The organism is Streptomyces sp. NPDC051018 (assembly GCF_044456085.1).
GTDB lineage: Bacteria > Actinomycetota > Actinomycetes > Streptomycetales > Streptomycetaceae > Streptomyces.
Genome location: NZ_JBITFN010000007.1, coordinates 311,519 through 334,621, shown reverse-complemented (window position 1 = coordinate 334,621; position 23,103 = coordinate 311,519). Strand labels below are relative to the sequence as shown.

Genomic DNA, 23,103 nt, shown 5'->3' with positions numbered 1-23,103 from the left:
GACGGATCGTCTCTCCTGGTGTGAAGGCAGCGTGGAGGACTACAGGTGACCATCTTTCGCTGCGTCAACTGTCGGCAGCCCCTGACGAACGACGTGGAGGCTGGGGAACCGGTGCGAAGGCCGGAGCGGTCGGCGACGAGATCGACATCGGCAACCCCAAACACCGTCCCGCACCCGGCCAGGTCGCCCAGAACATCCTCGTCGCCCTCCTGGTCACCGCAGGCAACCTCGACATCCTCGAAACCTGGCTCTACCAGCGCACCGGCACCCACCTCACCGACGCCGACTTCACCGCTGACACCTGCGACGCACCGTCCAAGCCGAACGCGAGCCGGACCGCACCTCCGGTGCACGCGGGACTGCCGCCGCCGCGACATCCCGAACCCTGAGTAGGCCGAACCACAGACGATCACCACCAGCCCGGCTCCCCGGGGCACCTCAAGCTGCCCGGAACACCCGGGACCGAGGCGACACCACCGCCGACAGTGAAGACCGCCGCCATTCTTCACCCCGAACACCATCGAACAGACCCCGGAAACGACGAAGATCCCGCGCGATCATCATGATCGCCGGGATCTCGTCGACCGACCTTGAGCTAACTCAAGAACAGTCGTGCGGTGGGGTGTTCACGAGTGCCTCTGACCAGGCTCTCCAGAGGTGTTCGAAGATCGCTTCCCAAACCGACGGAGATCGTTTCCCACCCCGCTGCTGGCAGGCCTTTTCGGCTGTCAGACCCAGGGGCAAGGATGAGCGGCATGACGAAGCCCGGAGCGGACTACGCGCGGTTCGAGAACGACTTTCCAGACATCGCCGAGGCGTACGGCTTCGCCCTCGTGCGGGGCCTGTCGTCTGCTGAGCTGGTGTCCCGGCTCGAAGGACGACCGAGACACCCTGCAAGGCATAGCCGCAGTCGTTGACGCCATTAGTCCGAGCTACACGATGACGACTACACACCGCTTCCCCTATTGACGTTGCTGTCCGATCAGGTCGAGATAGCGCTGATACTTGGCGTCCGCGTGCTCCTTGTCGTGAATGAGGCTGCCCTCCTCCATACGGTAGGTGCGGTTGCGGTCGCCTTTGAAGGAAAGCCAGTTGAAGCTCGTGGTCACCCACACATCGTCGAAGACTAGGACCTTGGCATGTGTGCTCTTGAGGCGCGAGAACTCGAACTTGTCGGGGTAGCGCGCGGCGAGATTCTCGAGCCGACGGATGGCGATCGGATCCGACTTCGTGTCGTTCTCCTCATAGCCGTAGGCGATGTTGACCGTGACCCCGCGGTTGAGACGCGTCTCGAGCTTACCGAGGAACTCCGTGGTGATAATCGCCTTCTTGATCCATGGCGAGATGATCAGGATCCGGGTCCGAGCCTGGGTTAGTGCCTCGTCGAGGATGTCCGGGTGCTCGAAGACGCCGATCGCCCGGATCTTCAGCTCCACCGGTGAGGGCCCAGAGAGCACATCGGGGAGCGGGGCCGACGCGCTGAGCTGCACCGCGGCCCGCTCGGCACGCTGCTGGGTGACCTCGGTAAGGGGAACACGGACCTGTTCGAGTTCGGGCTCGAGCGTCGGCCGCTCGGGCGCGGGCTCCACGGTGATGCCAAGCGCCTTCGCCCCGCCGGCCGCGATCAGTGCGAGCTCGTGCGCGTGACTGAGTTCGCCGTCGACGACGACGCCCAGTTCGATGTCAGTGCGATCGGGGTTCGCGTAGACGAGGATCTTGGCTGGCATCACCCTTCGGGCCTTGGCCTGGGTTATGGCCCTCACCTGGAGGACTTCGCGGTCGTTGTTGCCGCGTTCCCGCAACAGGGCGTTGATGTCTGCAGCCGAGATGTCACCCGACTCGACCGGACCGCTCTTGGCCGCGGGCAAGAGAATCATGTCGTGTTCGTCGGCCTGACCACGGGGGATAACGGTGTGCCGGTCGTAAGGTCTCGCTTTCCACAGGAGCTGGTCGTAGACGAGCGGTTGCTCGACGCGTACGGGGGTGATGGCGGCCAGTTCGCGCGCAGTCTGCTCTCCCCGTCCCGTCAGGCGCAGGTTCCTGTCGGCAGGGTCCGCTCCCGGCCGGGGCAGCGCGTAGGTTAGGTAGTCGTCTGAAAAGTGCTGGGCCACGGCCTGGGTGACCATGAGCTCGGGCACGCCCAGGAGGCCGGTGATGACCTGCTCAGTGGTGACCTTGTTGTTGACCAGGCGCAGGACGAACTCGTCGAGCAAGGGCAGCCGCTTCCGGTCCTGCGCGAGGACATCGGCCGTGATGAGGGCGACGGGCAGGGCGGCGTCGACGATGGCTACGAGTTCCAGACCGGAGCGGGCGTCGTTGAAACGGACGGCGAGGAGGCTGTCGGGGCTGAAGTCAGGCATCGCGGATCTCGCACTCCTCGGGGTGGTTGCGCATGTAATCGAGTACGTCGCGCAGAGCGCCAGGCGTACTGCGACAGAAAGCGGCGTCGCCGACGATGGTGAGGCCGAAGCGGGCGCGGGAGAGAGCCACGTTGATGCGCCGCCAGTAGGGCTGACCAAGGAAACCGAACTCGGAGCGGGCGTTGCTTCGGGTGACGGAGAAGACCGCGAGGTCGCATTCGCGACCCTGAACGGCGTCGACGGAGAGGATTTCGGCGGTGAGGTATTTGAGTTTGGCCGAGGCCAGGCGACGGGTCAGCTCTTCGACCTGGCGGCCATAGGGAGCGATAACCAGGACATCGAGCTTGCGGTCGGCGGGGACCTTGATGACGCCCTTGGCGATGGCATGGTCGATGACTTCCAGGCGGCGGACGGCCAGCTGGGCTTCGGTGCGGTTGGAGATGCTGGTCTGGGTGGCACTGCGCTCGGACTCACGGCGGTCGGCCAGCTTCGAGGTGTCGAGCCACATAACAGGCTTGCCGATGACCTCGTATCCGGTCAGCGTGTGGTCGCTGAGGGAGAGGAGCTTCTTATCGTAGAAGCAGGTGGAGATCATCTTCCCGATGGCTGGCGTCATGCGGTACTGCTCGAGCAGCATGTGCCTGACCGGAGGCTCGGTGTTGCGTACGAGGTATTCGAAGAGCGTGGTGGTGACCAGCTCGGGGATGAGTTGGTGGTCCGCCATGATCTTGGGGTTGCGCAGCAGGTCCTCATCGACCGGAGGAAGCTGTGCGGTGTCTCCGACCAATACCCATCGCTTGGCCCTGGCGAGGGGAACGAGGGCTTCGGTGGCAGTGGCTTTGGACGCTTCGTCGAAGATGCACAGGTCGAATTCCAGGTCGCGGGCGGCAGGGTGACCGAGGAAACCCAGTGCGGTGCCTGCGACGACCTGGCGTGTGCGCAGGAACGCAGTGATCAGGTTCTGGTCGGTTCCGATGCGCTGGAGCCATTCACCTTGGAGGCGGAGCAGCCGCATGAGTTCCTGGCCGGGGCCTGAAGTACCCAGGAGCGCTTCGACCGCGTCACGCGCGTCGGCGGTGCTGAGGTCTTCGCGCAGGGTCAGCTCTCCGGCGAGCATGCGCTGAACTTCGGTAAAGAGCTCGTGGCGCTGTTCGATGAGCTGATCGCGGCGGGCTCGTGCGGTGACGACTTCCTCACCGAGTTCGCGGGCGGAGGTGGTGCGGTCGGGGACGGGCTGGCTGGCGAGTTCCTCTAGCTTGCGGGTGACGTGGTCGAGGTTGGCAGCGACGGAGGCCATTTCCTCGAGCATGAGGGCGGCTTTGAGGTGTCGTCCTTCCAGGCTGTTCCGGGAGGCGATGCCATCCAGGTAGCGCTCGGCCCGGGTGCGGACCTGCTGAGTCCAGCGTTTGACCTGCTTGTCGAGGAGGAGTGGCTGCACGCTGGCGGCGACGCGCGGGTCGTCGGGGCGGCCGAGGCGAACCAGCCCTTCGATGCCGGCGTCCTCGATGCGGCGCAGGGCATTATCGATGGCAATATGAGTCTGGCTGACGATGAGGATGCGGGCGTGGTGATCACGCTTGAGCGTCTGCTCGACGATCTCCGCGATGACGGTCGTCTTTCCTGTCCCCGGAGGGCCTTCGACCAGGAGCATGTCCTGGCTGCCCAGGGCGTGGGCGACGACTTCACGCTTGCTCTTGTCGAGATCGGTGCGGGACCAGCGCCTGACCTCGGCAGGCGGCCGGACCTCAATGGTGGCGGGGTTGTCGATGATCTCGTGCAAGGCCGGGTTCGCGGTCTGGCCTGCAGCGACGTTGGTCAGCGCCTCGCGCTGCCGATTCAGGGCGCTCTGGCTGGGGCCGAGGAACGGCAGCAGGACTCCGCGGCCGGGAAGGGCAGTATCCGGTCGTCGGAAGCGGATGGCGAGAGTGTCATCGGTCTGGGCGGTGACCTCGCCGCGGTCGAAGGGCCGGGTGTAGGAGTTGGGGGCGACCGACCATTCCTCGCCGACCAGGGTGGCGGTGGTGGGCATGGACAAGTGGAAGACTCGGGTGCGGCCGCTTCCGGTGACGCGCTCGTAGTCGATGTTCTGCCTGCCATCGGCTGCGACTTCTTCGCGGGCTTCGAGCAGTCGGCGCCAGCCGTCGAAGAGGTCGCCGAGGTGCTGCTCCCTGCTGGCCTTGGCTGCTTCCTCGCGTTGCGCGAGATGCTCATCCAGGCGGTCAAGTAGGAGGGTCAGACCGTCGTAGGCGGGATCCTCACCGGGGTCGTCGAAGGTCCAGGTGAGAACCGGGCCAATCGGTACGGACCGCTCACGCCGTTTGGCCATCCATTCCTCCCCCCTGGCGTCGGCCGCGACGATCACGCACCGGTCGCGCTGGTGCTCGTCCTCGACGAGCCGGAGGAACCAGGAACGCCCGAAGATGCGCAGGGTGGCCTTGTCGATCTCGTCTGTCTTCGGGTTGTGCCCGTAATCGGCGTGGACGGCGCCAGCCAGATCGGCGAGAACCACGGACTTGGCCAGGTCCCAGTCTGGGTCCGCGCCAGCGGGGACCTCGCTGAGGAGTTCTGCCGCACGGCGGGTCAGCTTGAGCCATACGAAGTTGCTCTGGCGAGCCTGCTGGTTGCTGCATGCCAGCTCGGCATCGAGCAGACGTTGTTCGAGCACGGCCGCGTTCGCGGGGCGCTTCTTGGGGTCAAAGTCGACGCAAGACTGCAGGATCGAGCGGACCTCGGTATCCAGATCCAGCTCGGCCAGGACCTCAGCGAGGTCCGGATAGTCGCCCGCCTTGCCACCAGATAGGACCTGGATGGCCAGGACGCCGTATCCGTAGACGTCCCGGACGTAGGGAATCGCGTCTTCCTGCTCGGGCGGCGCATACAGGTTGGAGCGAAACTCCGCCACCGTCTCGTCGGTGACGGCGGAAGCCTTGGACCGGATCTTGGCGATACCGAAGTCGGCCAGCTTGGGCGTGCCATCCTCCGTCAGCAGGACGTTGCCCGGTTTGAGGTCCCGGTGCTCGATCTTCTGCGAGTGCGCGTAGGCCAAAGCTGCCGCGAGAGGCTTGCCGATACGGGCGAAGAACGAAGTCCAGCCGATGGGTCTGCCGACAGCCATGTCGTCCTTGAGGCTACGATCGACCCACTCCAGCGCGATGAAGTAGCGGCCGAGGTCGGCATCCCAGCCCGAGTCGAGCATCCGGACGATGTTGGGGTGCTGCAGCGCCTTCAGTGAGCTGGTCTCGCGCTCCAGGAAGATCTTAATGACCTCGTCATCCCGCTGCTTGAGCAGCTTGACAGCAGCGTAGTCTCCGGAGGCGCCACTGGTGTCAACCGCTTTGCGGACCTCAGACAGACCGCCTGGTCGCGGATCCTGGGGGAGCAACAAGAAACGATAGTTGATCATCTGCTGTGCCCCCACGCGCTGCTCCTTACTCAGCACCACTGCCGGTGCATCCCGCCCCAGACGGATCATCCTGCCAGCTCCTTCCTTTTCCAGTCAGGGAGTTGGGCAGACAGGTGATGGCCTTTCTGAGGACTTACTACGTCATGAAGTTCATGCCGGTCGAATCATGTTGGATCCGAAATCCTTGGTTCGTACGAGCCGCGGCCGCGGGCGCCATGGCCACGGACTGAGCGGCTGCGCGTGCTGCGGGAGGGCTGCCGAGGTCTCTGTCGGTGGCGCCGTGGATGATCGGGCGCATGACACATGGTTCCCGAGATGCCCTACGCTCTCTCGCGTTGCAGCATCTATCACCCGAGGTTGCCGAGGAGTGGCTCGGTCTGCTTCGCCCTAGCGTGCGTCTTGAGACAGCAGCTGGCTCAAACGACGTGGTCGGCCAGCTCGGTGGCCTCCCGGCCTTGCCGGCCACCTTGGAGTGGCCGGTGTGGGAGGGGCAGGGCCCGCTCTCTTTCATAGCCTCGCTCGACTGTGCGGGCCTGCCGACAGGCGTGCTCGATATCGATCTGCCCGAGGTGGGGACTCTGCTGTTCTTCTATTTCGACGGGCAGTTGGACGACGGCGAGGCTCTCGTTCTGGCCGAGGACCGGGAGAGCTGGGCGGGCGCCCGTGTGGTCTACCTGGCGGCTGACGAGCAGGTGGCGGATCGTGGGACGCCTGGAGGGCTCAAGCCGTATCCGGTGGTGCCGCTGACCGCTCGGGTGGAGATGACTGCGGCGAGCCCTGGCATCCGTCCGTCCGGGTCGCCTTCGCTCCGGATGCCCCGCTGGGGAATCGGTACGACCACCCCGTCTGCTCACAGGAGTTCCTCGACGCGCTGTGGGAGTTCGATGATGAGGTAAGGCATCAGATCGGTGGCCACGCTCACTCCGTGCAGAACCCCGTGGAGATCGAGATTGCGGAGGCGGTCTTGGACGGCGAGGCGTCCTGGGACGACCCGCGGCTGTCCGAGGAGGCGGGCAACTGGTTGCTGCTGGCCCAGTTCGACAGCGAGGACGCCGCGGACATGATGTGGGGCGATGCCGGAGCCTTGTACTGGCTGATCCGCCCGGAAGATCTGGCCGAGCGGCACTTCGAGCGGGCGATGTTCACCTGGCAGTGCAGCTGATGAGCGCGGCACCTCAGGCCTGGGGAGTCCAGTACACGCTGGTCCTGCCGAGTGAGGACGCTGCCCGCGCCGCCGCGGCCGAGCTTTCCGGGATGGGCCACCGTCTGACGGCAGTGCGCGTCCACGATCACTACCGGTTCGTTCCGTCGAGCTTCTGGTACGGAAAGCCGTCGATGGACCCGGAGCTGGAGGGGTGGTGGCAGGTCTTCTCGCTGGCCGTCCACAGCGGGTACGAGCGTATGGCTCTCGAGCCGTTCTTCCGAAGTGAACGGATTCGGGTGGCCGACGTGGCCCGTGCCCACGCCGGTTTTCAGCAGGGGTTCAGCGAGGGCCATGCTGCAACTCTCGAAGAAGCCTTCCAACGGGACGGCCTGGTCCATGAGCAGGCTGGCGCCGACGTCACCCTTCCGAGCCCTCTGCCCGAGGATCCCGCGCGGCCTCCGGCCGGTCCGCCGTGGAAGTGCGTTGAGGTCGGTGAGCCCGCAATGCTGGTCCAGGCCGTGGTGGCGGTCGCAGAGCGCATGTACGGCAGCTCGGAGGATGCTCCGGATGCCGTGGGGTGGCTACTTGATGAGGAGTTCGCGTTCGGCGAGCCCTACGGATCAGCGGGCGAGTTCCTCGGCGATCTCGCGGATGCCGTGGCCCACCAAGGCACCTGCACCGACACCACCGTCGAGGCTGTCCCATTCCTCATGGAGCTGGTCTGCGACGACAGCGTCGCGCCCGGCAGCCGGCTGGTTCTACTCGGCAACCTGTTGCGGCTTGCTGCTTCGGGGCCGGCTGCAGAGGTCTCCCTGGCCGATCGCATCACCGCACTCGGGGATGCCTGGGAGGAGTCTGCAGCTGAGTACCTGACACGGCGGGCCATCGGCAGGGAGCCGCCGAGACTGCTGTCCCGCTGGGAGGACGAGAGCGATGCCGTCCGATTCGCTCTCGCCGCCCTCGCGGCGCTCTGTGGCTCTCGTGACCATCGCGCACGTTCAGGGCTGGCCGTTCTCCCGGCTCCAGCAGGTAGCTCCCGCGCCGATGTCGTGTCGCTCGTGTCAGCCCTGCTCAGTGGCGACCGAGAAGGCTTGGTGCCTACGCTGGACCGGCTGGCCTCCTGGTCGCCCCGCGTTGCGGAGGAGGCAGCCGGCCCGAACGTGGATCTTCAGAGTCTGGGACTGGCCAGCCTTCCGGGTCTCGTTCTCGAAGACGTGACGTCGGGAATCGTGCCAGAGCCTGATCTGCCGTAACTGTTGACGATGTTAAGCATTACGACTGGCGCCGCAGACACGCAGGCCAGGGGCGCCAGACAGCAGGCTCAGGCCCCTCCGTCCCTCAACTGCCAGACTTCGTTGGCCATTTGGCTGCCGGGCACGACTGGCATTCCCTACGATGACTGCCGTTGTCCTGTCGTACGGGAGGGCCGAGGAGGGCGGATGGACTTCACAGGGGCGGGCGAGCCGGATGCGGCTCCCGGGTTGCGGACGGCTGTTGGGATCTACTCCGGCAAGACCGATCGGGCGCTGGCGCGGATCTCGGAGCTCGAAGCAGAACTCGCGGACCTCCGAGTCGAGGCGGCGAAGTACGCGAGCACTCGCGATCAGCTGAGCGAAGCTCTCGCCGAACTCCTCGCAGGCCGCTCGGCGCCGTCCGAGGACGATCAAAGCCCTCAGCGGAAAGCTGGCGCGGAAGACGAGGACAGCGATGCGTCCCCCAGTGACGAGTCGGACCCGATCGAGCCGTCTGAGGAGACGCGTGCCGGGCAGAGCGGGCCTTCGCGGTCGCCGTCCGGGCAGTTGATGCAGGCGGTCGAGCAGATCCTCGTGAGCGCCGGACGGCCGATGAAGGCCAGGGACATCACAGAGGCCCTTGGGCGCCCAACCAAGGGCGACGAAGGGCGGGCGCCCATCGAGACGACCCGCGCGACGTGCAAGCGGCTGGTGAAGAACGGCCGCGCCGTGGAACACCCGATCGGCGTCTTCGCCTCCCGCCGGGTCACCAAAACGCAGGGAGGGGACGCCTGACGCCGCCACCCCGAACATGAGACGTCCCCTCCTCCCATTGCGGGGAGAAGGGGACGGGCTCCGTTGAGCTTGGACCCTCTTCGGAGCCAGTGACGTGGACCCTCGTAGTGGCTCACGCATCCCCGAGGCTAGAGCAATCCGCCTCGCCTCGGGGGCGCGTGGCCTATTTCGTCGTTCCCTGGGACGGGTTTCCCTGAGGACGGGAAGGCCGATTTTGATGCGTACTGCGCATTCCGTCCCGCGGGTACAGCGGGAGAGCGAGGAAATCTTCCAGGCGGGCAACGGTGACGATGTCCGGCCAGCACTGGCCGGCGAGCAGGTCGGCGATGGCCTGCCGGTTGACCCCGGATCCGGTGGCGACCTGCCGCAGACTTCGCTTCTCGCGCTCCAGGGCGCCCGCGAGCTCGCGGGCGATGGCCTGGACGACTCTGGCGGCGACGTCGTCGACGGCGGAGTCGGGCCAGGATTCCGGATCGCGGGCAAGGTCTCTCGGCGCGGTCTTGCGGGCCAAACCTCCGACCATGTCGATGCACTCCTTTCCGTGAAGATCGCCTTCGACGTCTTCACTGGCTGCTTGTCCAGCCGGTTCTGTTGGTCTGTGACACTGAGCTCAGAGGTCTCCAGCAAGATCCGTGACTACCGGCCCCGGCTGCCGCATCGGCAGTGGGCGCCGGTCGCCGAGCTGGTGCGAGCCACCGTGGCGGCGACAGCTCCGGCCACCTGCTATGCAGCGGAGCATCTGCTGCATGTGATCGGCCGGATCGCGGTCTGGGCGGACCGGAGCGGGCTGCCGCGCGACCCGGGAACCTGGCTGCGGACCGAGACGATCGACGCCTTCATCCTGTCGGGCTGCGTTGCGGCGAAGGACTCGACAGTGCTGACCTACCGGACCTGGCTGCGGCGGGCACGGGAAGCTCTGGTGTGGGTCCAGCGCGGAGAGGCCCCTCCAGCTCGACTTTCCTCGCCTCGCACGCCTCAGCCTCCTTATGCTGCCGGAGACTTGGCTCGCCTGCGGGATTGGGCGAACCATCTGCCGGACCAGGCTCGACTCGACGGCCTCGCCCTCATGACGCTCGGAGCCGGGTGTGGCCTGATGCCGGGCGAGGTCCCGCCCATGCGAGGCAGCCATGTTCGCGTGACCTCCGGCGGGGTCGCGGTGCTGGAGGAGAAGCTGCTCGGCCGACTCGTGGCGTGCCATTCCGACTGGGAAGGCACGCTGGCCGAGCTGGCAGAGACCTCCGGACCCGGATTACTCTTCCGGCCGGGACGGAAGGTCGCGGCAGCCAAGAACCTCGTCTCGTCCTGGCCTGCCCGCCATCGGCCCCACGCGGGTCTGCCGCCGCTCTCCGTTCGGCGGCTGCGGTCGACGTGGATCGTCGACCGGCTTTCCGAGGGCATCAGTCCGGAGGCGGTCGCTTCCGCCGCAGGCATGGCCTCCCCTGCCGGTTTGGCGGGCTACCACCACTGGGTACCCCCACTACCCAGGGCAGAGGTGATCCGCTTGCTGCGTGGCCGCCGCTCATGAGGGCGCGGCCTGAAGCGGACCAGCTGGCCGCCCGCCATGCGCGCCCACGGCTGCGGCCTGGACGGCTCACCGAGATCCCCGACTCCAAGGTCGGCCAGCTGCTGACCGTCCTCGACCGCTCCGGTCTGCCCCAGCAGTTGGAGGACATGCTGCGAGGCCGTCCCGGGCCACCAGGCGTACGGCCGCGGACCGTGCTGGCCGGCCTGATGCTCGCCGTGTACTACACGGGCCGAGCCACGGTCTCCGACGCCTGGCGGATCCTGCACTTCCGTCTCCAGCCCGCAGCTCGCGCCTGGCTCGGCATCCCCGAGATGCTTCCGTCCACGGCGCGTGCGTGCATAGCTGCCAGTCGTCGCCTCTACCGAGGGCTGGATCGGATCACGACCATGCTCGATCCGGCACGCTGCGATCGGCGCCGGCGCCTGGACCAAGCGGAGGCGGACATCCACTCCGCTGTCTGGGACGAGGCTGTCGGCCGCGCGGCCGCGAACCGGCTCCAACGGCTGGCGAACGATCTCGTACTGGTCCCGGTCCGGTTGGCGCAGCAACGCGGATACCTGCGGCACTGGGCCGGTGACGTAGGAGTGGACGCCACCTCGATCCCGGTTCTGGCCGACCCGGACAGCGACCGCTCGGGCACAGCTTCCGTCGAGATCACCGCTGGCTGGCACTTCAGCGGCGGCTCCGACAAGGGCATCTTCGGCTACAGCGCGAGCCTGCTCGTCGCCGCCCACTCCCGCACAGGCGAAGGGGCCGCGAAGGGCCGCCGCGCGCCTTCCTACCCGCAGCTCTGCCTCGGCCTCAGCCTGGACACTCCGACCGTCCGTACGGGCGAGAACGCGGTCACCCTGCTGAAGCACCTCGCCGAGCTTCGGCTGCCAACAGGCACCTGTGCCGCGGATCGGGCCTACACCGGCTGTTCGCCGGAGAACTTCCAGATCCCCGTACGCCGACTCGGCTACCGCCTCGCTCTGGACTACAAGGCGGCCGACCGTGGTATCCAGGGCAGCTGGCAAGGAGCCGTACTGATCGACGGCTCCCTCGCCTGCCCAAACATCCCTAACGCCCTGGCTCAGGCCACTCACGGCATGGACGACAAGACCTTCCGCCGACGACTCGACGACCTGAAGCCGGTGGTCGCCGAGCGGCTGCCCTACTTCCTCAAGCTCAAGCAGAACGCCGATGCCCGTGGAACCGTGCGCCTGCAATGCCCGGCGGCCGGACCGTCCCCTTCGGTGAACTGTCCACGCCGAGAACGCCTCCGGCCTGCTCGACCGACCGCCTCTGGCCCGCCTCAGCCCGTGATCAAACTGGCGGATCTCCGCTCCCGCGCCAGCCACGCCTCGGCTCGCCCGACCATCCAGCTCCCTGGCAGAGAGTGGGCGGACCCGCCCGGCAAGGAGGCGCTGCCCGCCGTCTGCGGGGCCTCCGCGATCAGCGTCCCCGCCGACGCGGCCGGAGACCTGAAGAACGCCAAGTTCCGGCAGGACAGCCACTACCTCAGCCCCACCTGGGAGCGGATCTACAAGCCGATCCGCTCTCATAACGAGGGCCTCAACGGCCGCCTCAAGGGCGCCGACATGGACATCGGCAACCCGATGCACCGTCGAGTCCCCGGCCAGGTGGCCCAGACGGTCCTCATCGCGATCATGGTGACCATCGGGAACCTGGACATCCTGGAAACCTGGCTCTACGAGCGCACCGGCAACCGGCTCTGCGACACCGACTTCGCTTCCATTGCGGCTGCCCCAGGTTGCGCCCTGTCTTCCGTCCCCGCGCCAATCGACATGGGGCGGCATCCGCCAGCCAACCTCTGATCGCGCAACGTCACAGCCACACAGCACCATCACCAGCCCCGGGCGACCGGGGCTGGTTCGCATGTCCTGGCAAGGCCCAAGTGTCTGCCCAGCAACCGGCCAGACCCGATACGCCGCCATCCACCACCCCGAACAGCCATCGAACGACCCCCGAAACGACGAAGATCCCACCCGATCTTGCGATCGGACGGGATCTCGTCACCACTCCCGAGCTAACTCAAGAACAGTCGTGCGGTGGGGTGTTCACGAGTGGGACTGACCAGCGGTGCAAGCAGGCGTTCAAAGATCGTTCCCCACCCTGCCGGTGATCGTTTCCCACGTACACTGCCGGGATGCCGCAGAGGAGCCCGGTCCGGGTCGATGAAGGTGCGCTGCTGGACCGGCTCGGTCCTGATGCCACGAGGTTCGACCTGACCGGCGCCTCGTTGATCGTCGGTGCCACGGAGATCCAGATCATCGCCGACGCCAATGACGACCCGGCGTCCAGCGGCGTCTGGAGTCGGGACCAGTTCCGTCTGGTCGGCGAGGTACCCGCAGACATCAACGAGGCGCTGACCGGCTACCGGGACGTCTGGAGCTTCGACGAACTCCGGCAGCGGCCGGTGAGCATCGCCATCAGGGTCGGTATCGGTTGCTTGCTGCTCGGACGAGCCGAGTTCCGCCACTGGGGGCCCGGCCGCTACGAGTTCGAGTTCATCGAGCCGCTGACCAGCGGGCTGCTGGAGGTGGTCCGGCCCTCCGTTCCCGATCCCGTACTGCCCACACCGACGTGGGTGGATCTCGTGGCGGCGCGTCCGCAGGAGGCGTTGACGCTGTTCGTCGAGTCGTGGTTCGCCCGGTCCCCACAACCGAGCATCAACACGTCGGCGGAGGCCGTGCCGGCCGCGCTGGCTGCCTTCTACCGCCTGGCCGAAGAGCGGCCGGGAATCCTGGGTTCGCACAACTACGTGCACGAACCGGAGCCCGACCGGTGTGGCCGGGGCGAGGAGCACTTCTCGTTCGCCTGCGAGGTTCAGGGATGCTGGTCGTGGTGCTGCCCACGCCGTCCGGACACGGAGAACGGGGAGCACACCGTCCTGCTCGTCCGGGACGACGAGGCACTGCCCGAGCAGGAGCCGCTGAGCAGGTTCCTGCTCCAGTTCGTTCTGCACGAGGCGACCTTCAGTGCTCCTTACCTGGCACAGGCCGTCGCCTCCGCCGACGAGATCGTCCCCCTGCTCCGCTCCGTGCTGCGGGATGTCCCGCTGCGGCCCTTCATGGCACCACTCGATCCGACGACCTTCCTCGCCGGCCCCGGCATCGTGGTCGCACTCTCGGACGGCCCGGGAGAGGACGGCGAAGCCGCCGTCAGCATCGGCGCCCTCCACCGCAGCGCCCTGCGCCCTCTCGGGCAGTTCGACGTCCCCTGGATCAGATTCGATGGCTGATGCCTTCCCGCCCCCGGAGGAGTGGGATGCTGCGGCAGCGGACCGCTTCCGGGACGAGTGCTTCGAGCCCGGTCTGCGGCGCATCTTCCGGTCCGTGGTGGACGATCGGATACCTACCGACGAGCGGCCGCCGCACAGTGCTCTGCTCTTCGGGCCGGAGTTCGGGCCCTTCGCCTCAGACCGCGAGTTCGCAAGCGACTTCTACAACGACATCCACCACCAGGGCATCAGTAACGCGTACACCGCACAGGCGGTGCCCATGGTGGCCGCCCTCGCCTCCGACGAGCGCGTTCCGGCTGATGAGCGAGCCAGCCTGACGACGCTCCTCTTCCACATCGCCGCCGAGACCGACCGCCTCACGGCGGACTGCTGGCCCCGGCAGCACCCGCAGACTGATCCAGCCGCAGCTGCCCGGGCACGCGCAGCCGTCCGGCGGACGCTTCCAGAGCTGGCGGCCCGTTGGGATACCGCGTCCCTGGATGTCCGCCTCGCTCTGGCCGCCCTCTGCGCCAGCTTCCCCAAGGAGCCGGCGTCCCTCCCCTTGCTGGAACGAACGGGAGCATTGGCAGAGGACCTGCACGACAGCCGTCCGCTCTCCGGCTTCCTCCGCTTCGCACTGCTCACTGGCACCGCCCCGGAAGAGGCACTGCACACCTGGGTCGACGAGCTGACCTCCTCCTACTGGAGAACCACCCCACGCGAACTCCCTGCTCGGCAACGGGCAGTGCACCTGCTCGACCAGATGCTGGCCTGGCTCCGGTGGAAAGTGCTTCCCAACCTCGCCGAAGCATGAAGACAGGGCCTCTGGTGCAGCTCGGGTTGTCGAGACCTTGAGCACACCGGGAGGCTCTACCGGCGGCATCCCGGCACCTCCACCGCAGAGACGACGCAACCCCTCGCCTCTGCCGCCGAAACACCGACCCTATGCCTGACCAGTGCAAACGCACCCGTCACCCTCGGAAGGACAGCGGCTTCCAACTGGCCCGGGCGGGAATCGTGTCAGAAGTCTGGTCTAGGTTTGGCCTGTGAACCACAGCAGCTCCAAGGCCGGGGCGCCCCGCGAGCCTGACTTGCCGCCCTACCAGGTAGTCCTGGCGGAGACTGATTGGGGTTCGCTCCAGACGGCTTTCGGGAGCGGTGAGTGCCTTCCCGAAGTCCTGGCACGGTTGCTGGAGCCTGATCCCAAGGTGCAGGTCACCGCTTTGTCGGAACTGAGTGAGCTGGTCGGCCACCAGAACAGCATCTACGAAGCCACTGCCCCCGTCGCCCTGTATGTCGCCGGCATCCTCGCCCACCCGGCGGCCATGACCCTTCGGCCGTATCGCAGCGTCCCAATCCGCGCGGCACTGTTGAACTGGTTGGTTTCCACGGCCTACGACGCCTCCGACGAGATTGTCGACCGCACCAAGCAGTACTTCCCCGGCTTCCTCACCCCGGGCACCATCGTGGCGGCCTTCCGGGACCTGCGCCCGATGCTTTATCGGGCCGTCGTGCCCTTCCTGCAGGACAGTCACGAGGACGTGCGCGAAGCCGCCGTCATCGCCGCGCTCATCCTCGCCGAGCACCCCGCGCTCGCCGTGCACCGCGATCACCTCGCCGTGCACGCGCGGGCCGTCCTGGACACCAGCAGCGACGGCCCCAACCGGCGCGTTGCCTGGAAGGCCCTCGAAGCATGGGGCCACGACGTCACCGACATCGAACCTCTTCAGGAGGAGCCATGGGACTGTGGGCCACATAGCGATGGCCGCGGCGATCTCGAACCTCCCTTCTGAGGTAGGCATGTTCCGACCCTACGGCGTGGACGAGTGTTGTCGTCTGCTGGAGGAGTGCGGGCGCAAGGCGATCACATGCGGTCGGTTGGGAGCATCTGCGATCACCCTCTGCGATCTTGCTGGGGCTGGCCCTACGTTTGGCTGGGGACTCGGAGTGCCATCGGGTTCTGGGGTTGGCGAGTGAAGGCGGGGCCGACATGACGTCACTGTTCGAGCGTCTGGATCAGGAAGAGGCGGTCGTTCGTGGCGAGTTGGCGGCACTACGCGAGAAGACTGCGGTGGCCGAGGAGCGGCTGGCTCACCTGACGATCACACGGGAGACGTTGTTGTCGCTGGCCGTCGAGGAGTACGCCAGCCAGGGCGACGGCGTCACGCAAGAGCCGCCAGAGACCCCCGCGGACGAACCGGTGGCGAATGGCCCTGCCGACTATTCCCAGCCTGCCGATGCAGAAGTACCTTCCAGCGGGGCCGCGTCTGTCGGCCCGTTGGAGTGGGAAGAAGCGCGAGAGCGGATGCTGGTGCTGCTCGCAGGAGCGGGGCGTGCGATGCACGTGAAGGACATCACCGCGGCGATCGGCGAGGACATCTCGGACACGTCGAAGGGACGGCGGGTGGAGACCACTCGGTCCCGGCTGAAGGCCCTGGTGAAGGAGGGCCGGGTGGTGGAAGGGCCGACGGCCTGGTTCGCGATCGCTCCGGCCCGTGCCGGCGAGCAGCGGCAGGGGGATGCTCAGGAGTGAACCGGGGCCGCGAGCGCGCGGCAGGTGAGGTGGCACCGCCGAGGGACTACCAATCGACTCGGCGGTGCCGGGTGCGTGAGCGCCCGTCTGGCAGGTGGCTCTCGCGTGTTCGAGGGTAATGGAGGTCTCCTCCCCTCGATGCGCGGAGCCGCGAACTTCGTCATGCCCGGTCGCTGTTTGGCGTTTTCGGGCGTGGATCGAGGCTCAATGCGTTCTCTTCCGATCGATGTTAATGCTGTGCGGCCACAGGTTGGCGCCGGTGAAGTGGGCGAGGCGGGCAACCGTTGCCACGTCCGGCCAGGACCGTCCCGCGAGAAGGTCGGCGACGGCCTGCCTGTTCACTCCGGAGCCGGCAGCGGTCGCACGCAGGCTCAGGCTCCGGTCGTCCAGGACCGCGGTGAGAGTGCGTGCGATGAGGCGCACCGCTTCGGCGGCGACGTCGGAGCTCGGCTGTTCGGGCCAGGCTTCCGGATTATCGGTCAGCTCCCGGGGGGAGCGTGCGCGGGCGCGTCCGCCGACCATGCGCGCACCATCCTGTCCGTTGAAGTCGATCAGCTGTGGAATGGCTGCTTGTCCAGCCGGTATGCATGGACCGTGGTCCTTGATCCCGTCACGTCCGCGAAGATCACCCGCTACCGGCCCAAGAACGTTCCGCCCGCCTGGGCCGAGGTCGCGCCGCTGGTGCGGTCGGTCGTTACCGCAGCCGTGACGGCCGTGCCCTATGACGTGGAGCGGCTGCTGCACGTGGTCGGCAGGCTGGCGTTGTGGGCCGAGGCGACGGGGATCGACCGGTCTGCGGACGCGTGGCTGCGCAACGAGGTGATCGATGCGTTCGTGCTCTCGCGGACTGGGGAGATCGAGGCATCGTCGGTACGGACGTACCGGACGTGGCTGCTGCGCGTACGCGATGCGCTGGCATGGAGCGAGCGCGGCGAGGCGCCCCCGGCGCGGATGCATGCCGAGGCCAGTCCGCACCAGCCCTACACATCGGCTGAGTTGGCTGGCCTTCGGCACTGGGCCACTCATCTGCCACGCCAGCAGAAGACCGACGCTCTTGCGCTTCTGGGGCTGGGTGCGGGCCTGGGGCTGATGCCGAAGGAGGTCGCGGCCAGCCGGGGCATCGATCTGCGGCGCCCTCGCCGGGACGGCCCGCTGTTGCACAAGGGGGTCGAGCGGCTGGTGCCGCTTGTCGCCCGGGCCGCATGGGACACGGTGTTGGGCGAGCTGGCGGAGAGGGCGGGTGGCGGGTACTTGTTCCGGCCGCAGCGGACCGTCGAGTACGCGAAGAACCTGATCGGCTCCTGGTCCCTGCTCCACCGGCCTCCGCAGGATCTGCCTGCGGTGTCGGTGGGCCGGCTGCGGGCGACGTGGGTCGTCGAGCTGATGCGCGCGCATATCGATCACCATCTGATTGCCCAGGCGGCCGGGCTCGCTTCCGCCGCATCCCTGGCCCGCTGGCAGCACTTGGTGCCGCCGGTGGACGAGGTGACAGCGGCCCGGCTCCTGCGGGGCGCGGAGGAGAGGTGACCAAGCCCCGGGCCTGGCGGAACCCGGAGAAGATCAGGAGGTGCCGGCCGCGGCCGGTCACCGACGCGCCCTTCGAGATCCCCGAGTCGAAGGTCGGCCAGCTCGATGCGCTTCTGCACGAGTCCGGAGTGCTTGAGCTGATCGACACCGAGCTGGAAGGCCGTCCGGGTCCGAAGGGGCTTCCGGTCCGGACCGTGTTGGTGGGGTTGCTGCTGGCGTTGCACTATCACCGCAGCGCCAGCCTCGCGGATGTCTGCCGGGTGCTGCTCGATGAGCTGCGGGCTCCTGCGCGGTCGTGGCTCGGCGTCTCGGACGGCTGCCGGGCCGACGGGCACACCAGGATCGCGTTCTCCCGCCGCGTCTACCGCTCCTTCGACCGTCTGACCACCGCCCTCGACCCCCTGCGCTGTGATCGGCGCCGTCGGCTGCCGGCGGGCGAGGCCGCAGTCGTGGCCGCTGCCTGGGAGGACACGGACGCCGAGCGCGCACGTCGGCGGGAGCTGCTGCAGGAGGTCAGTGACCGTCTGGTGCTGATCACCGTCCGCCTCGCTCACCGCCGGGGCCTGTTCAAAGGCTGGCGGGGCGATATCGCCGTCGACACCACGCCGATTCCCGCCTGGCACCAGCCGGCCCGCGAGCGACGGGGCCTGGCCTCCGTCGAACTCACTGCCGGCTGGCACTACTGCGGAGGCTCCGAGGAAGGAATCTTCGGACACTCCGCCAGCCTCCTGGTCGCGGCCAGCCGACGCCACCCAGGCGGCCATCGGCAGGCCGGTGAGCGTGTCAGCCACCATCCGCAGCTCGCGCTCGGCCTCGTCCTGGACACTCCGGGCAAACGCATCGGCCCGAACGCGGTCCACTCCCTTACCCAGCTTGCCCCGTTCGGCTTCCCGACAGGTCTGCTGGCGGCCGACCGCGCCTACACCGACCAGATCACGGAGCACTTCGCCCAGCCGGTCCGCACCATGGGTTACCAGCTGGTTCTCGACTACAAGCAGCGGCACCGGGGCGTCCAGGGGACCCACCAGGGTGCCCTTCTCGTCGACGGATCGCTCGCCTGCCCCGTGATGCCGGATGCACTGGCTCACGCGACCACCGGGCTCGACGACAGAGCCGTACGCGGTATCGGCGACAGCGATGAGCTCCGCGATTTGATCGCCGCCCGGGAGCCGTACTTCCTCAAGCTCAAGGAGTCCGCGGACGAGCGGGGCGCAATCAGGCTCCAGTGCCCGGCCAGCGGACCCTCGCCCGCCGTGTCGTGTTCCCGCTTCAACCAGGTCCACCGCGTCCCGGCACCACGGCCGGCCGTGGTCGACCTCACCAGCAAGCGGGCCACCGCCGCACACAGCGCGGCCAAACCCACCGTCCCGATCCCCCAAGGCGAACGGCTGCGGCCACTGCCCAAGGGCGAGCTGCCGCGAATCTGCCAGAAGCCCACGATCACCGTCCGGCCCGGCGACCTCGGCAAGCTCGACAAGTTCCGCCAGGACCGGCACTACCTTCACCCCACCTGGCAGGACGCCTACCGGCCCGAGCGAGCGAACATCGAAGGCCTCAACGGCAGGGCCAAGAGCCACGGCATCGACATCTCCGACCCCACCAAGCGCCTCGCCCACGGACGCGTCGCACAGACCATCCTGCTCGCGCTGATGATCTGCAGCATCAACCTGAGCATCCTCTTCATCTGGCAACAGACCATCGGGTCCACGGAAGCTGTCGCCACCCATGAACTCGCCGCTATCGCCGGACCGGCGGCCCGGCCACCCGACGCCACCGGGCTGCCTCCGCCCACGGAGCAGGAAATCCGCGAGACCACCTGACACCCCTGCACCACAGATCGGGATCACGCACGCCCACCGGTAGCCCCAGAACACCCCATGGATCCGAACCACCCCGAAAACTCCAGGCTGACGACCGCCAGGCAACCGACTCCGGCACCGACCCTGTTCAAACAACACCTCGAACAGACCCCGGAAACGCAGAGATCCCGCCCGATCTTTCGATCGGACGGGATCTCGTCACCACTCCCGAGCTAACTCAAGAACAGTCGTGCGGTGGACCTGTGGGGATTTGAACCCCAGACCCCCTCGATGCGAACGAGGTGCGCTACCAGACTGCGCCACAGGCCCTTGCAACGAGTGAAACTCTAGCATCCCGATCGGGGTGCTTGGAAATCCGTTCCTTCGCTGGTCACAGGGTCACTCGTTGGCCGCGCGGGGGCGGTCGTCGTCCGCGTACTGGTCGAAGAGAGGGGTGCGGCCGCGGTCGCGGGTGGTGCGGCGCGGTGGGGGGGTGCGGCGGTTCGGGGCGGCGGGTGCGGACGCATTGGAGGGGGCGGGGGCGGGGGTCGGGTCCGCCGTGGAGGAGCGGGCCGAGCTCCAGGTCTCGGGGTCGTTCATGTCGACGCCGCCCGTGGCGCGCGGGGCGACCGGGGCGGTGACATAGGTGGGCAGGGGGACGGGGACCGGGTCCCAGCTGTCGCCGGTCGCCGGGCCGCGGTCGCGCTGCTGGTCGACCCATTCGGCGTGGTCCGTCTGCTCGACCAGGGCGCGCCGGCCCGCCTCCTGGGGCGAGACCTTCGCGGGGACGGGCTCGGGGTGCGCCTCGGGCTCCTCGTCCGCCTCGGCGTCGGGCGCCGAGGCGGGCTGGTGGCGCCGGGGCCGGTTCTCACGCAGGCGCTGCGCCGCCGCCTCCGCGTGGCGGCGGTCCATGACGACCACGAAGCGCCGGCGCTCCTGGGCGCGCAGATGCACGATGTACGCGCTGAGGAGCACCGCGGGCACGGCGGGCGCCCACAGGAAGCCGAGCCCGCCGACGGCGGCCACGACCGCGCCCAGGGAGAAGGCCAGGAAGAGGATCACCGTCGTACGCCTGCGGCGGGCGAGGACCTTGCTGCGCCGGGCGCGCTCGGCGGCCGCCCGGCTGGGGCGCGGGCGGGGACGGCGCTCCGAGGGCTCCCGCGAACGTGCCGGTGCCGGTGCCTTGGGCTGCGCCGCCGCTTCGGCCGGTTCCGGGGAGGGCTGCCGGATCTCGGTGCGGGGCGCGGCGAAGGCCCGGACGTCCACGGAACTCAGGGGTTCCGTGCCGACATCCGGGTCCTGGTCGGACTCGGGCTGCTCCGCGGTGCGTTCCCGCAGCTCCTTGGCGTACCGGCGCTCCATCGCCCCGCGTCCGGACAGCAGCCGGATGGCGGTGGAGAAGCGTTCCGTCGGACGTGCCTCGTTCAGCTCGTCCTGCCTGCGGAGCCACATCGGCACCAAGTAGGCGGCCCAGGCCCCGACGATGACTGCGTAGATGAGGCCGCTGCTGCTCACGGTCACACCGTAGAGGGATTCTCGCAAGGGCATCCGCCAATTGGCCCGGTGTGTCGCACGATCCAGCTGATACGACGGACTTTTTTTGCGATTGTTCGGATCATCTCTCGTTCGCCGGGGATCATTTTCGAACGTTTATTTCATTTCCCGGGGTGTCCGGGGTCGTGCCTGGTGCCAGCGGCGCAGCAGTCCCTCGGGCACTTCCTCGGCCGTCAGCGCGTACACCAGATGGTCCCGCCACGCACCGTCGATGTGGAGATATCGGGGGCGCAACCCCTCTTCGCGGAAACCGAGTTTCTCCACGACCCGTCGGCTCGGGCCGTTCTCGGGGCGAATGCAGACTTCCATCCGGTGGAGTCCGACCGCGCGGAAGCAGTGATCGGTGGCGAGCGCGACGGCCGTCGGCATCACCCCGCGGCCCGCGACATCCCGGTCGACCCAGTAGCCCACATGGCCGGAGCACATCGATCCCCAGGTGATGCCCGCTACGGTCAACTGGCCCACCAGCCGTCCCTGGTACTCGATGACGAACGGCAGCATCCGGCCGGCGTTGGCCTCGGCCCGCAGATGGCGGACCATCTGGCGGTAGGTCGGCCGCTGGGTGAGCGGGGCGCCGGGGGCGGGCGGCGGGATCGTCGCCTCCCAGGGGCGCAGCCAGTCCCGGTTGCGCCGGTTGACCTCGCGCCAGTTCCGCTGGTCGCGCAGCTTTATCGGGCGGAGGACCACATCGCCGTCCGCCAGGACCACGGGCCAGGGGGCGTTCAGCTCGGGCTCCCGGCGGGGTTCGGTCCGGGCGCGGCGGGGGGTGGTGACTGCGGCGCGCCCGGGTGCGGGGGCGCGGCGGCTCCCGGCACGGTTCCGGCCCGTCCCGGCTGCGGCGCGGTCCCCGGCCCGTGGTCGCCGCCCCTCAGCTGATCCACGGCGTGCCGGAGCACCTGTTCGAGTACGGTCAGGCCGTCCCGTACGCCACCGGGTGAGCCCGGCAGATTGACGATCAGGGTGCGCTCCGCGACGCCCGCGAGGCCCCGGGAGAGCGCGGCGGTGGGGACCTTCGTCAGGCCGTGGGCGCGGATCGCCTCGGGGATGCCGGGGATCTCGTAGTCGAGGAGGGGCCTGGTGACCTCGGGGGTGTGGTCGGTGGGCGAGAGTCCGGTGCCGCCGGTGGTGAGGATGACGTCGTACGCCTGCGCCACTCCGGCCCGCAGGGCGTCCCCGACCGGGTCGCCGTCGGGCACCACGCGGGGGCCGTCGACCCGGAAGCCGAGCGCGGTGAGGCCCTGCGCGAGGATCGGGCCGCCCCGGTCCTCGTACACACCCGCCGCCGCGCGCTGAGAAGCGGTGATCACCAGGGCCCGCGGCCCGGACTCCGGCCCCGCGCCGCCGGTCTCACCGACGCCGGCGCCCGGTTCCGCACCGGAAGTGCCGCCCTGCCCCGGGCCGGCGCCCGCTTCCCGATCCGCGCCCCCGCCCGGACGCGGCCCGTGGCTGTGGCCGTACACCTCACCCGCGCGGCTCATGAACGGCTCCAGTCGCCGGACGTGCCACCCGTCTTCTCCTCGACCCGTACGGCGGTGATCACGGCCGCCTTGTCGACGGCCTTGACCATGTCCACGACCGTGAGCGCGGCGACCGAGACGGCGGTGAGCGCCTCCATCTCGACGCCCGTGCGGTCGGTGGTCCGCACCGTGGCGGTGATCTCCACGGCGTCGTCGGCGACCGACAGATCGACCGTGACGCCCGAGACCGCGAGCGGATGGCAGAGCGGGATCAGTTCCGGGGTGCGCTTGGCGCCCATGATCCCGGCGATACGGGCCGTCGCGAGCGCGTCGCCCTTGGGCACGCCCTCGCCCCGCAGCAGCGCCACGACCCGCGGTGACACCAGGACCCTGCCGCTGGCGCGAGCGGTGCGGGCGGTGACGTCCTTCCCGGAGACATCGACCATCCGGGCCGCCCCCGCCTCGTCGATGTGCGTCAGCCTGCCGTCTGTACTCATGTCGCTGTTCGCCGCTCCCGGTCCGGGCCCTGGGGGCCTGCAAGGCCACTGAGG

Annotated in this window: 20 protein-coding genes and 1 tRNA gene; 13 read left to right on the top strand and 8 right to left on the bottom strand. The window is 68.3% G+C overall.

All coding sequences use genetic code 11. The features are described from left to right. Window positions 1–20: 20 nt before the first annotated feature. Window positions 21–389 carry a hypothetical protein gene (locus tag ACIBCM_RS15380; RefSeq protein ID WP_399243245.1) on the top strand — a complete coding sequence of 123 codons (369 nt, stop codon included), beginning with the start codon at window positions 21–23 and terminating at the stop codon, window positions 387–389. A 573-nt stretch (window positions 390–962) separates the two neighbouring features. Here ACIBCM_RS15380 and ACIBCM_RS15375 read toward each other — a convergent pair. Continuing rightward, a complete protein-coding gene (locus ACIBCM_RS15375; protein ID WP_399243243.1) occupies window positions 963–2,360 on the bottom strand; it encodes a phospholipase D-like domain-containing protein in 1,398 nt (465 codons plus the stop codon). After that, complete coding sequence (locus ACIBCM_RS15370; protein WP_399243241.1) at window positions 2,353–5,832, bottom strand: AAA domain-containing protein; 3,480 nt, start codon at window positions 5,830–5,832, stop codon at window positions 2,353–2,355. The genes ACIBCM_RS15375 and ACIBCM_RS15370 overlap by 8 nt, the downstream gene beginning before the upstream one ends. Window positions 5,833–6,218: 386 nt before the next feature. Here ACIBCM_RS15370 and ACIBCM_RS15365 point away from each other — a divergent pair, with 386 nt between their 5' ends. From ACIBCM_RS15365 to ACIBCM_RS15320, 10 genes are all read left to right on the top strand, one after another. Next, complete coding sequence (locus tag ACIBCM_RS15365) at window positions 6,219–6,659, top strand: DUF1963 domain-containing protein (RefSeq protein ID WP_399243239.1); 441 nt, start codon at window positions 6,219–6,221, stop codon at window positions 6,657–6,659. A gap of 29 nt (window positions 6,660–6,688) precedes the next feature. Then, a complete protein-coding gene (locus ACIBCM_RS15360; RefSeq protein ID WP_399243237.1) occupies window positions 6,689–6,925 on the top strand; it encodes a DUF1963 domain-containing protein in 237 nt (78 codons plus the stop codon). Beyond that, complete coding sequence (locus ACIBCM_RS15355; protein WP_399243235.1) at window positions 6,925–8,160, top strand: hypothetical protein; 1,236 nt, start codon at window positions 6,925–6,927, stop codon at window positions 8,158–8,160. The genes ACIBCM_RS15360 and ACIBCM_RS15355 overlap by 1 nt, the downstream gene beginning before the upstream one ends. A 186-nt stretch (window positions 8,161–8,346) precedes the next feature. After that, window positions 8,347–8,934 (top strand): hypothetical protein, encoded by a 588-nt coding sequence (locus ACIBCM_RS15350; RefSeq protein WP_399243233.1) that lies wholly within the window; start codon window positions 8,347–8,349, stop codon window positions 8,932–8,934. 217 nt (window positions 8,935–9,151) lie between these two features. Beyond that, window positions 9,152–10,459, top strand: coding sequence for a hypothetical protein (locus ACIBCM_RS15345; protein ID WP_399243231.1), 1,308 nt, complete (start codon window positions 9,152–9,154; stop codon window positions 10,457–10,459). Then, complete coding sequence (locus ACIBCM_RS15340) at window positions 10,456–12,276, top strand: hypothetical protein (RefSeq protein ID WP_399243229.1); 1,821 nt, start codon at window positions 10,456–10,458, stop codon at window positions 12,274–12,276. Before ACIBCM_RS15345 ends, ACIBCM_RS15340 begins: the two co-directional genes overlap by 4 nt. 332 nt (window positions 12,277–12,608) lie before the next feature. Beyond that, complete coding sequence (locus tag ACIBCM_RS15335; RefSeq protein ID WP_399243227.1) at window positions 12,609–13,703, top strand: hypothetical protein; 1,095 nt, start codon at window positions 12,609–12,611, stop codon at window positions 13,701–13,703. Then, the gene (locus ACIBCM_RS15330) at window positions 13,696–14,496 is read left to right on the top strand and encodes a hypothetical protein (protein ID WP_399243225.1); all 801 of its coding nucleotides are present in this window, start codon (window positions 13,696–13,698) and stop codon (window positions 14,494–14,496) included. The genes ACIBCM_RS15335 and ACIBCM_RS15330 overlap by 8 nt, the downstream gene beginning before the upstream one ends. Before the next feature lie 232 nt (window positions 14,497–14,728). Beyond that, window positions 14,729–15,475 carry a hypothetical protein gene (locus tag ACIBCM_RS15325; RefSeq protein ID WP_399243223.1) on the top strand — a complete coding sequence of 249 codons (747 nt, stop codon included), beginning with the start codon at window positions 14,729–14,731 and terminating at the stop codon, window positions 15,473–15,475. 197 nt (window positions 15,476–15,672) lie between these two features. Then, entirely contained in the window at window positions 15,673–16,215 is a 543-nt protein-coding gene (locus ACIBCM_RS15320) for a hypothetical protein (RefSeq protein WP_399243221.1), read from the top strand. Window positions 16,216–16,419: 204 nt separating this feature from the next. On the opposite strand, the gene ACIBCM_RS15315 is transcribed toward ACIBCM_RS15320, so the two are convergent. Beyond that, window positions 16,420–16,737 carry a helix-turn-helix domain-containing protein gene (locus ACIBCM_RS15315; protein WP_399243219.1) on the bottom strand — a complete coding sequence of 106 codons (318 nt, stop codon included), beginning with the start codon at window positions 16,735–16,737 and terminating at the stop codon, window positions 16,420–16,422. Window positions 16,738–16,785: 48 nt separating this feature from the next. On the opposite strand from ACIBCM_RS15315, the gene ACIBCM_RS15310 reads away from it, so the two are divergent. Then, window positions 16,786–17,742, top strand: coding sequence for a hypothetical protein (locus ACIBCM_RS15310; RefSeq protein WP_399243217.1), 957 nt, complete (start codon window positions 16,786–16,788; stop codon window positions 17,740–17,742). After that, complete coding sequence (locus ACIBCM_RS15305; protein ID WP_399243215.1) at window positions 17,739–19,562, top strand: hypothetical protein; 1,824 nt, start codon at window positions 17,739–17,741, stop codon at window positions 19,560–19,562. Before ACIBCM_RS15310 ends, ACIBCM_RS15305 begins: the two co-directional genes overlap by 4 nt. Before the next feature lie 235 nt (window positions 19,563–19,797). Here the strand turns inward: ACIBCM_RS15305 and ACIBCM_RS15300 are convergent. The 5 genes from ACIBCM_RS15300 to moaC all read right to left on the bottom strand — a co-directional run bounded on the left by ACIBCM_RS15300 (window position 19,798) and on the right by moaC (window position 23,049). Next, a tRNA-Ala gene (locus ACIBCM_RS15300) sits at window positions 19,798–19,871 on the bottom strand. A gap of 69 nt (window positions 19,872–19,940) precedes the next feature. Then, complete coding sequence (gene glpR / locus ACIBCM_RS15295; protein WP_399243213.1) at window positions 19,941–21,056, bottom strand: gephyrin-like molybdotransferase receptor GlpR; 1,116 nt, start codon at window positions 21,054–21,056, stop codon at window positions 19,941–19,943. A gap of 135 nt (window positions 21,057–21,191) precedes the next feature. After that, window positions 21,192–21,803 (bottom strand): GNAT family N-acetyltransferase, encoded by a 612-nt coding sequence (locus tag ACIBCM_RS15290; RefSeq protein WP_399243211.1) that lies wholly within the window; start codon window positions 21,801–21,803, stop codon window positions 21,192–21,194. A 14-nt stretch (window positions 21,804–21,817) separates the two neighbouring features. Continuing rightward, the gene (locus tag ACIBCM_RS15285) at window positions 21,818–22,573 is read right to left on the bottom strand and encodes a molybdenum cofactor biosynthesis protein B (RefSeq protein WP_399243209.1); all 756 of its coding nucleotides are present in this window, start codon (window positions 22,571–22,573) and stop codon (window positions 21,818–21,820) included. Next, on the bottom strand, window positions 22,570–23,049 hold the full coding sequence (gene moaC, locus ACIBCM_RS15280) for a cyclic pyranopterin monophosphate synthase MoaC (RefSeq protein ID WP_399243207.1): 480 nt from the start codon (window positions 23,047–23,049) through the stop codon (window positions 22,570–22,572). The genes ACIBCM_RS15285 and moaC overlap by 4 nt, the downstream gene beginning before the upstream one ends. Between the last annotated feature and the right edge of the window lie 54 nt (window positions 23,050–23,103).

Bases quoted from the DNA above. Each gene is read 5' to 3' on its own strand.
- ACIBCM_RS15350 (WP_399243233.1), top strand. From the start codon at position 8,347: ATGGACTTCACAGGGGCGGGCGAGCCGGATGCGGCTCCCGGGTTGCGG.
- ACIBCM_RS15315 (WP_399243219.1), bottom strand. From the start codon at position 16,737: ATGGTCGGCGGACGCGCCCGCGCACGCTCCCCCCGGGAGCTGACCGAT.
- ACIBCM_RS15285 (WP_399243209.1), bottom strand. From the start codon at position 22,573: ATGAGCCGCGCGGGTGAGGTGTACGGCCACAGCCACGGGCCGCGTCCG.
- ACIBCM_RS15340 (WP_399243229.1), top strand. From the start codon at position 10,456: ATGAGGGCGCGGCCTGAAGCGGACCAGCTGGCCGCCCGCCATGCGCGC.
- ACIBCM_RS15330 (WP_399243225.1), top strand. From the start codon at position 13,696: ATGGCTGATGCCTTCCCGCCCCCGGAGGAGTGGGATGCTGCGGCAGCG.
- ACIBCM_RS15370 (WP_399243241.1), bottom strand. From the start codon at position 5,832: ATGATCCGTCTGGGGCGGGATGCACCGGCAGTGGTGCTGAGTAAGGAG.
- ACIBCM_RS15320 (WP_399243221.1), top strand. From the start codon at position 15,673: ATGACGTCACTGTTCGAGCGTCTGGATCAGGAAGAGGCGGTCGTTCGT.
- moaC (WP_399243207.1), bottom strand. From the start codon at position 23,049: ATGAGTACAGACGGCAGGCTGACGCACATCGACGAGGCGGGGGCGGCC.
- ACIBCM_RS15335 (WP_399243227.1), top strand. From the start codon at position 12,609: ATGCCGCAGAGGAGCCCGGTCCGGGTCGATGAAGGTGCGCTGCTGGAC.
- ACIBCM_RS15345 (WP_399243231.1), top strand. From the start codon at position 9,152: ATGCGTACTGCGCATTCCGTCCCGCGGGTACAGCGGGAGAGCGAGGAA.
- ACIBCM_RS15355 (WP_399243235.1), top strand. From the start codon at position 6,925: ATGAGCGCGGCACCTCAGGCCTGGGGAGTCCAGTACACGCTGGTCCTG.
- ACIBCM_RS15375 (WP_399243243.1), bottom strand. From the start codon at position 2,360: ATGCCTGACTTCAGCCCCGACAGCCTCCTCGCCGTCCGTTTCAACGAC.